General features: G+C 78.4%; 2 protein-coding genes. Both read right to left on the minus strand.

The window, feature by feature from the left end; genetic code table 11:
• Positions 1-391: DUF6624 domain-containing protein (locus IE249_RS09425; protein WP_373304359.1), on the minus strand; the 391-nt coding region annotated here is incomplete at its 3' end.
• 743 nt (positions 392-1,134) lie between these two features.
• Positions 1,135-1,596 (minus strand): ATP-binding protein (locus IE249_RS09430; protein WP_373304360.1); only part of this gene is annotated, 462 nt, incomplete at its 5' end.

Genomic DNA, 1,596 nt, shown 5'->3' on the forward strand with positions numbered 1-1,596 from the left:
GCTCCTCGAGCGTGCCGAGGCCGACGTCCCGGCGGCGCTCGTCGAGGGTCTGCGGACGGCGCACCGGGTACGGGCGCAGCGTGGCGGGGTCGATCCGCGTCCCGTAGAACTGCGGCTCGCCCAGGTCCACCGCGCAGTGGTCGGCGATGTAGGCGAGGTGCACGGCGGGACAGCGGCCGTCCGCCGCGGCCCGCGCTATGAGGTCCCGGCAGCGCAGGCGGAAGTCCAGGTCGGGCGCGTGCAGCAGGATCATGAGGGCGGCCGTGGAGGCGGCGGTGCCCACGACGTCGGCGGACGGCCACCCGTGCCGCCGCACGATCGCGGCGAGCGCCTCGGCGTTGTCCCGGTGGCACTCCCCCACCCTCCGCCGCCGCACCGCCGTGGGAGCCATCCCCGCCACCCGCGTCACCGCCCGATCCTCCTCCGCCCGCCGCACGAGCTCCTCCGCGATGGCGGACGCCAAGGCGGGCGGAGCCGGGGACGGGGACATGAGCACCGGCGCGGTGTCCGCCCGGACGTCCCCGGCACCGCAGGCGCCCGGGGCGCCGGACGCGCAGGGCCCCGGAGGCGCGGCTGCTGAACCACGCGTTGGCCGGGAAGCGGTCCCCGGGGTGACCGAAGCCTGCGCCGTCGACCCGGACGTGGGTCGCACCGCGGCTCCGGCTGCCGGCGCACCGGCGGACGGCGACTCGCACGCGGCCGGAGCGTGCGGCGACGCGACCGCCGGTTGCGTCGATACGGCGCCCGCCGCCCGGCCGGTACGCTCACGGGCCCCGCCCGCCGTCGCGGACGCGGGCTGATCAGCGTCCCGCTTCTCCCGCCGGGCACCGGTCTCCCGGGCGCCCGGAGCATCGCGAAGGTCAGGGGCGGCGGAGCCCGCCACCTCCCCTGCCGGGCCGGTTCGCCGTCGTGCCCGCTCGCCCGGTGGGGGGCCGCCGAGGAACTCGCAGCCGGATGCCCGGGTGCCCTGGTCCTCGGAGCCCGATACGCGGCCGCCTTGGTGCTCGGGGCCGGACGAACGGCCGCCTTGGTCCTCGGGGCCAGGCGAACGGCCGCCCTGAGTGGGTTCGAAGGGCCGGGCGCCGAGGGGGTCCGAGCCGGAGGGGACGCCGGTGGGTGGGGTCGGGTGGTGCCTCATGTCGCCGTGCCGCCCCGTCGTCGTAACGTGAACCACACGCTCTTGCCCGCCGCGCCGGGCCGGGGCGGGGCCATGCCCCAGTCGTCGGCGAGGGCGGCCACGATGGCCAGCCCGCGCCCCGACTCGGCGAGCGGATCCGCCACCCCCGGGCGCGGACGCGCTGGTGAGGGATCGGCGACCGTCACCCGCAGCGTGCCCGCGCTCCACTCGAGGGTGACGGTGACCGTGTCGTGGGAGCCGGTGCTCGCGTGTCTGACCGCGTTGGCGAACAACTCGTCCGTCGCGAGCACCGCGTCCTCCCGCTGCCCGGCCGCGAGCCGCAGCCCCGCGAGGTGTTCGGCCACCAGGCGCCGCACCGCCGAGGCCCGCGACACCTCGGCGGGCACGGAGCAGCGCAGGCTGAGCGGTTGGTCGTCGGCGTGCTCGCCCGGCCGGGCCCCGCCGTCGCCCGGCGCGGC

This window comes from Streptomyces anandii JCM 4720 (assembly GCF_014650655.1).
In the GTDB taxonomy this organism is placed as follows: Bacteria; Actinomycetota; Actinomycetes; order Streptomycetales; family Streptomycetaceae; genus Streptomyces; species Streptomyces anandii.